The following is a 7,063-nucleotide window of genomic DNA, read 5'->3' on the forward strand; positions in this document are numbered from 1 at the left end:
CCGGCCGGACAGCTTGGGCCGCATATAACCGCCGCAGCCGCCGCAAAAGAGGATTCCCGACAGCAATGCCACATTACTGCGGGGTTTCCGGTAATTTTTAGACTTATTTTGATCCAGCTGCAGCTGAACCTTGACCCACATGGAGCCGGAAATCACTCCCTTATGCTTTCCAACTGCCACGATCCATTCTTCCATATCTTTCATCTCGTGGGTTTTTCCGGCCTTTTGAAGGGTACGGTTATATGCAATCACTCCATGGTTTCCGTCAAAGGCTTCTCTTTCCGCAAACAGATCCACATTCTTTTCCCGTAAATACTCATAGGCCTCCTGATCTGCAATCATATAAACCGGATTGGTCAGTATTCCTTTTATTGCAAAACGGCTGAATAAACGGCCATATTTTGTCCTGTGACCATTCTGGAGCAAATAGGTTTCCGTCTGAGTCAGTGATCCTGTCTCTAAGAATTTCCCGTAAATCACCTTGACCAGATTTGCCTCATCCGGAATCATCTTAAGCTTAAATGCTTTTTTCACCTTACCGTCTATGGTCACGGAGGACACGCTCTCCGACGTATAACCCGTAGGAGTATTTCCTCCCAGCCATCTTCCGCTTTTGGAAAGCTCCAGCATATTATCCCGGATGCGTTCCGCGATTGTCTCTCTCTCCAGCTGAGAGAAAACAGAAGCAATGTACATCATGGCCCGCCCCATGGGAGAGGATGTGTCAAATTGCTCTTTTATGGAGATAAAGGAAATATGAAGTTCATTAAGCTCTTCAATCAGATTTGCAAAATCACCGATATTACGGCTTATCCGGTCAAGACGGTAGCATACGACCGCCGTAAATTTCTTTTTTTTTGCTTCCTGCATCATGACTTTAAACTGAGGCCGCTCAAGGTTTCCTCCGGAAAACCCCTCATCCTCATATACACAGGCGCTGTCAGCGAAACACGCTCCATAATGTGTGGATATGTATTGTCTGCACAGCTCGATCTGGTTTCCGATGCTCTCTCCTTTTCCGGTAAATTTTGATTTTCTTGAATAAATCGCAAACCGTTCTATCCCGGCTTCCACCTGGCCCTTCCTCCTTACTAAAGCATAGCGCTGCGTTCCGCCCCCTTAATCCAAACATACAGGACATGGGAGGCATCATACATTATAATAACAGTCTATATCAGGTCCTTGTTATGAATATGATCGTATATCAGCCCAAAACAGAAGAAGACAGAAAAGAATTGAGAAAAAAAGCTGCACTCCTGCATAGCCAGGCTGTTCTTCAATATATCCAGCAGCTTTCCTGCCCGAATGACCAAAAACAGGCTCTTATGGAAGAGCTTCACACAACCTGAATGGTATTCATATACTTTCCGCTTAAGAAAACATGGGTAGCGCAGGACACGCAGGGGTCAAAAGACCGTATGATCCTTCCGATTTCCACAGGCGCTGTTACATCTTTTACAGGTACCCCCATCAGTGCCTGTTCTCCGGTTCCCTTCATTCCATTTGTCTGTGTTGACAGATTCCATGCAGACGGGGTTATGATCTGGTAAAAGCCTATCTTACTGTTGTCAATATACAGCCAATGGCCCAGGGCTCCCCGTGTCGTATCCACCAGTCCTTTTCCCGCTGCCTGCACAGGAATTTCATATTCCCTCTGCATGGATACTCCCGGGATCAGATGATCCATAAGGGTTTGCATAATTTCCACAATTTTCTTGGCTTCCAGCACTCTTGCTATGGTCCGGTCCATGGCAGAGATCCCGTTTCTGTACTCGCCGGAGAGCCACTGCCTCGCCAACGGCCCTACCTCATAAGGGATATTATTGTATCTCGGCGCTTTTATCCAGGAATATGCCTGGGGTTTATTTCTGTCCGGTTCATCATTTTCGTTAAACCAGGCATATTCGTCTTCCTGAGTTATAAGGGCAGGATCAAAGGGAGATGTCTTGCCATTGGAATAAACAAGAGGATCCACATAGAGCGTCCCCAAATTTTTATAATCGTTAAAGCTGCCATAGGTCAGTAAATTGCCATAGCCGCCTCCGTAATGATAATACTCCGGATAAAAGGTTCCGATTGTGTATACGTCCGGAATCATTTTTTCAACGATAAACTGTCCTATGTTATATAGGATAGATTTTATGGCAATGATCTTATCTGCTGAGATCGGTGAAGTGATCCCTCCAATGAATATTCCGTGATTATGAGGAGCTTTTCCTCCAAGAATGGCCAGCATCTGATGCGCATCCCTGCTGAACTGAAGGGATTCAAAGTAATCGTTCACCATTTTATCGTTAATGTCCTTTGGAAGCCTGTAATCATTGTGATCTGTCTTAAACAGTGGATAATCCTCAGGAAGCTTTACAAAATCCGGCAAGGTAAACTGGTAAAAATGCCTTAAATGATTTTGCAGGAATTCGCAGGCATGAAGCAGGTCCCTTAAATACCTTCCCTGTTCAGAGGGGACAATGTTCAATGCTTCTTCCAGGGCAAGAGCAGAAGCAATGGAATGTGCGGTTGAACAGATACCGCAGATGCGCTGTGTAAAATAAACAGCATCAAAAGGGCTTCTGCCCTGAAGCATTTTTTCAAATCCCCGGAACATCAGGCCTCTCATTTTTACATCCACCACTGACTGTTCTTCAATATCGGCATCAATTTCCATGAAGCCGCTGATCCGGGTAACAGGATTGATGGTTATCCTCTCCGCCATATCTACTCTCCTCTCATGGTGTCATAGATGATAAAAGGCTCCATTGCATCAGGAAATCCAAACTGGGCACATCCGATGCAGGACGAATCTCCTCCTATGGGCCAGTTGACATGCCCGTTCCACTGACGAATGGGACAATCGATCTGGGTAACCGGTCCTTTACAGCCCATCATATACATACAGGTTTCCTGTCCCAGCTTCGTTGCAAAGATGCCGCTGTCAAAATATGATCTCCTTGGGCATCTGTCGTGAATGGTAATGCTGTAAAACATCAAAGGGCGATCCCTGTTATCAAGCGGGGGTTCCCCATATAATATCAGATAAGCCAGAGTGCCCATAAACCAGTCCGGATGACATGGACAGCCTGTTAATTTAATCACTTTTCTCTGCAAAACATCCTGTACTCCCACACATTGGGTTGGATTGGGCCTTGCCGCTGACACGCCTCCATGGGAAGCGCAGGCTCCCACGGCGATCACATGGGCCGCTTGTTCTCCCAGTCTTTTAACCGCCTCATACCCAGTGATCTCCCTGCCGTTGTGCCGGCCGATGACGTTATAAGAACCGTTGTCCTTTAAAGATACCGCCCCTTCCACAGCAAGGATATAATCACTGCCTATCACGTCAAACAGCTGATCCATGGCCTTGTTTCCATAAGAATTCATCAGGCTGTTGCTGTATATAAAATTGGTCATTTGAGTGAGCAGATATTTAAAATCCGGATTTTGTCCGTCCAGAAGGGAGATGGTATTACCAGAGCAGCCATTTAATTCAAGCCAGACAAGATTCCGCTTTTGCCGCGTCTCTCCAGCAATTTCATCTCTTACTCTGTTCACAAGACTTTCCGTTGTTTTTAGCCTGCTTTCCTGATAAGGACATTCAAAGCTCCCGCGATCCAAACATTTCACCAACTTTACTCTGTAGCCAAATAGCCAATGATCGGTAATCTGGTCAGGACCATTGCTCCCGGATGGCATGTTGCAAAATTAACTGATAAATCATTTCCAGGATTAAGGCCAAAATGGCTGTCTCCTCTCCAGACGGAATTATTTGTCACATCATACACCACTCCGTTTACCGCTACATAAGCCGGAGCTCCGTTCTCTCCATTATACCTCGATAACTCTTCCAGGGTAAAGTATCTTGGAACTTCCTCCTCCGCTTGATTTGCATGGATGGCCTGATATGGATATTGTGTTTCTTCCATATCTAATTGATTTGACTGACTAAAATATTTGATATGACTTTCCAGCATGATCACTTCACTGCTCAAATGATCCAACACAACGTTATTGTTGTACTGGTTGGAATGAAGTCTTTCAATATCCTCATTTATATGCTTGACGCAGTTCCCGATGTAATTCAAAAACATATTTAATTCCATGAAATAACCTCCCATAATAAAAAACTGAATGATTGATACTTTTGCCGGATCATAATCAGGCCCTTCTCATTGGGATATCTCACCTTCAATTTCATCTATAACCGCAGTAAGCGGCTCTATTTCCCGTTTAAGAACCTGTATGTTTGTCCAGTCTCCAATAAGCGTATTGTTTCTTTCTGAAAAATAGTCACGGAGGCTGTCTTCACTTATATGGCTGTTTGTATGTACCGTAATGGTCAAATAAAAAATCTTCTCAATATAATTCTCCCCGCATATTTCAACAATCGCTTCATATATATTTTCATTTAGGAACGTATCATGCATTCGTGATTTCCTCCGATATGATTTTTTTAATTTCGCATTCAATTACCCTGCAGATCTGGGGCAATTTATCCCTTAAAACAGTGCTTAGTTCCTGGCCAAAGCCGATTTCGCAGATTTCTATGCCCATCATGTACCCTTTAAATTGACTGCCATATAGCTTCATGAGTTCCACCATGCTCAAATCATGCTGCATGGAGAATAAGGAAGGCTGTGACATCACATCTTCAAGGCTGGTCAGATGAACGCTTCCCGGCTCTGCTCCTGAAGAAAGTGCATCAAGGATGAAAACAAAGTCATCCTTATTTAGTAAATAAAAACAGTTTTGAAAATCGGTTTCACCAATGATCACTTGAACTTCCTGGCGGATCAGCCGGTCTTCCAAGATTTCGGCAGCTTTAATTGCTATGGCGTCATCCTTCATAAAACGATTGCCGATAGCAATTAACTTCACCATACCCTTGCCCCCTTCTCAAATTTGTTATTTATCAATATATATGTTGGACAAATTTAAATATTCTTTGCTGGGGGATTATTGGCGGAAAGGTAACTGTATTCCTGATTATGCTGGAAAAATAAGGATGATTTTCCCAAAACTTTTATGCACTACTCACATAAACCATTATAAACTTTTGTTTCTTTTGCACATATTTTTGCGATTTTTCGGAAAAATCAAGCTTGCACCCTTACCACTTTAAGGATATACTGATCAAGAATCAGCCATGGATTTGGTCAAACTATTGTTTTTGGGGGGCTTCGTATGAAAACTTCTTTTCTATCAAAATTTTCTTTTCGTAAAAATATCAGAGTAAAGATTACAGTGTTTTTTCTGGTTGTGGTAATATCCATTGCCGCAGCTTTGGCGTACATCCTATACTTACAAAGCTATAAAATGATAACCACCAGGGCTTCCGAGGAAGCTTTCCGGACAGTATCCCAGTCCAGCAAGTATCTTGATATAGAAACATTTAAAACCCTGACATCCCCAGAAGATGAAAAAACGGATTACTATGTCCAGGAAAGAGAAAATCTGATAAAAATAAGGGAAATTAGCGGAGCCAAATATATTTTCACCATGAGGAAAACAGATGAAGGGAAATTCATGTACGTCATTGACGGATCTCCTGCTGAGGAACTTTCACATATCGGAGATACGGAGGAATCAGTGCCATCCTATGAACAGGCTTGGAGCGGCAGCCCCTATACGGATCATCAGTTAAACGTTGTGGAGGGCTGGGGCATATTTATTAGCTCTTATTACCCTTTAAAGGACAGCCAGGGCAATGTTGCGGGAATCATAGGTGCGGATTTTGATGCCGGATCCATTTATCAGGAGCTTAACCGGTTTAAGGAAATCAGCATCGTGGTCCTCCTGGTATTTACTGCAATCATCATGATATGCGGATTGATTTTTTCCGGCAAAATATCACGATCCATTAAGCGCGCTTCTGATTATTCAAAAAAGTTAGCTGAATTTAACTTAAAAAGCGATATTTCCCGGAAAGAATTGCGTAAGAAGGATGAATTCGGGATCTTAGCCAATTCATTAGAAAGCATACGGGATAACTTTAAAACTATCATTCAGAAAATCAATGCCTCCTCCAAACAGGTGGCCGTCACCGCTCAGCAGCTGACTGCCGCTTCCTCCCAATCTGCCAAAACTGCGGAAGAAGTATCAAATGCAATCCAGGAAATTGCCGGAAGAGCCCTGGAGCAGACCCAAAATACAATGGAGGGAACCTCAAGGATCCTTCAGCTGGGTAATATCATTGACAACAATCTGGAGTCTGCCAATCACATTAACAGTTCCATTACAAATGTGACCGAGGCTATAAGCAGTGGATTTGGTGAAATGGAAAGCCTTTATACCATTACAGAAGAAAGCAACTGTGCCAATGAGAAAATATTTGATTTAATAATAAAAACAAATGACAGCTCTCAAAAGATCAGTGAGGCAAGCAGATTGATCTCTTCAATCGCATTCCAGACCAAGCTTTTGGCCTTAAACGCATCAATCGAGGCCGCCAAGGCCGGTAATGCAGGAAGAGGCTTTTCCGTAGTTGCAGATGAGATAAAAAATCTGGCTGCCCTATCGGCTGACTCCTCTAAAGATATTGAAGAGATTGTTTCGGAATTGCAGAAGAATGCCACAAATGCCGTTGACATTATGGGGCGGATTAAAAATATCACCGCAGAACAGACCCAGCGTGTCGAAAGCAGCAGAGAGAATTACATATTCATAAACAAAACCATGGAGGAATCCCAAAAGGCTTCTGTCCACTTAAGCAACACGGGAAAAGAAATGTATGATATGAAAAATATGATATTGACTTTGCTGGAGCATTTATCTGATATTGCAAAGCAGAATTCATCTGCAGCCGGGGAGGTCAACCGCTCTATGGAGGAGGAAGCCGATGTGTTAGAAGAAATTGCAGCTTCCAGTGACATCTTATCCGGTCTTGCCGAAGATTTACATGATATGATTTTAGAATTTAATATATAACCGTCAGAAACCGGCGTATGCTCTGCTGCCGCAGACATACACCGGTTCCATGCGTTCGCCCCGTTTGGAGCCGTTATGATAGGATACCATTCTCCACACACTTGGCCGCATAAGTGGCTAGTCTGGAGCCTCTGTCCGGGTG

8 protein-coding genes are annotated in these 7,063 nt (G+C 43.5%); 2 read left to right on the forward strand and 6 right to left on the reverse strand.

Features of this window, described 5'->3' with window-relative positions:
- Window positions 1–1,074 (reverse strand): recombinase family protein (locus RT269_RS29200; RefSeq protein ID WP_313187991.1); only part of this gene is annotated, 1,074 nt, incomplete at its 3' end.
- A gap of 113 nt (window positions 1,075–1,187) precedes the next feature.
- Between RT269_RS29200 and RT269_RS29205 the strand changes: the two genes are divergently transcribed.
- Window positions 1,188–1,349 carry a hypothetical protein gene (locus RT269_RS29205; protein WP_157724401.1) on the forward strand — a complete coding sequence of 54 codons (162 nt, stop codon included), beginning with the start codon at window positions 1,188–1,190 and terminating at the stop codon, window positions 1,347–1,349.
- Here RT269_RS29205 and RT269_RS29210 read toward each other — a convergent pair.
- The 5 genes from RT269_RS29210 to RT269_RS29230 all read right to left on the reverse strand — a co-directional run bounded on the left by RT269_RS29210 (window position 1,337) and on the right by RT269_RS29230 (window position 4,875).
- Window positions 1,337–2,713 (reverse strand): nickel-dependent hydrogenase large subunit, encoded by a 1,377-nt coding sequence (locus RT269_RS29210; protein ID WP_313187993.1) that lies wholly within the window; start codon window positions 2,711–2,713, stop codon window positions 1,337–1,339. The genes RT269_RS29205 and RT269_RS29210 overlap by 13 nt on opposite strands.
- 2 nt (window positions 2,714–2,715) lie before the next feature.
- Window positions 2,716–3,549 carry a hydrogenase small subunit gene (locus tag RT269_RS29215; protein ID WP_331664264.1) on the reverse strand — a complete coding sequence of 278 codons (834 nt, stop codon included), beginning with the start codon at window positions 3,547–3,549 and terminating at the stop codon, window positions 2,716–2,718.
- A 77-nt stretch (window positions 3,550–3,626) separates the two neighbouring features.
- Window positions 3,627–4,097: a cytochrome b5 domain-containing protein gene (locus RT269_RS29220; protein WP_313187996.1), complete on the reverse strand. Its 471-nt coding sequence runs from the start codon at window positions 4,095–4,097 to the stop codon at window positions 3,627–3,629.
- A 66-nt stretch (window positions 4,098–4,163) separates the two neighbouring features.
- Window positions 4,164–4,421 (reverse strand): hypothetical protein, encoded by a 258-nt coding sequence (locus tag RT269_RS29225; RefSeq protein WP_313187998.1) that lies wholly within the window; start codon window positions 4,419–4,421, stop codon window positions 4,164–4,166.
- On the reverse strand, window positions 4,414–4,875 hold the full coding sequence (locus tag RT269_RS29230) for a hydrogenase maturation protease (protein ID WP_313188000.1): 462 nt from the start codon (window positions 4,873–4,875) through the stop codon (window positions 4,414–4,416). The genes RT269_RS29225 and RT269_RS29230 overlap by 8 nt, the downstream gene beginning before the upstream one ends.
- Window positions 4,876–5,178: 303 nt before the next feature.
- Here RT269_RS29230 and RT269_RS29235 point away from each other — a divergent pair, with 303 nt between their 5' ends.
- On the forward strand, window positions 5,179–6,921 hold the full coding sequence (locus RT269_RS29235; protein ID WP_313188002.1) for a methyl-accepting chemotaxis protein: 1,743 nt from the start codon (window positions 5,179–5,181) through the stop codon (window positions 6,919–6,921).
- Window positions 6,922–7,063 lie beyond the last annotated feature (142 nt).

The organism is Lacrimispora sp. (assembly GCF_032078915.1).
GTDB lineage: Bacteria > Bacillota > Clostridia > Lachnospirales > Lachnospiraceae > Lacrimispora.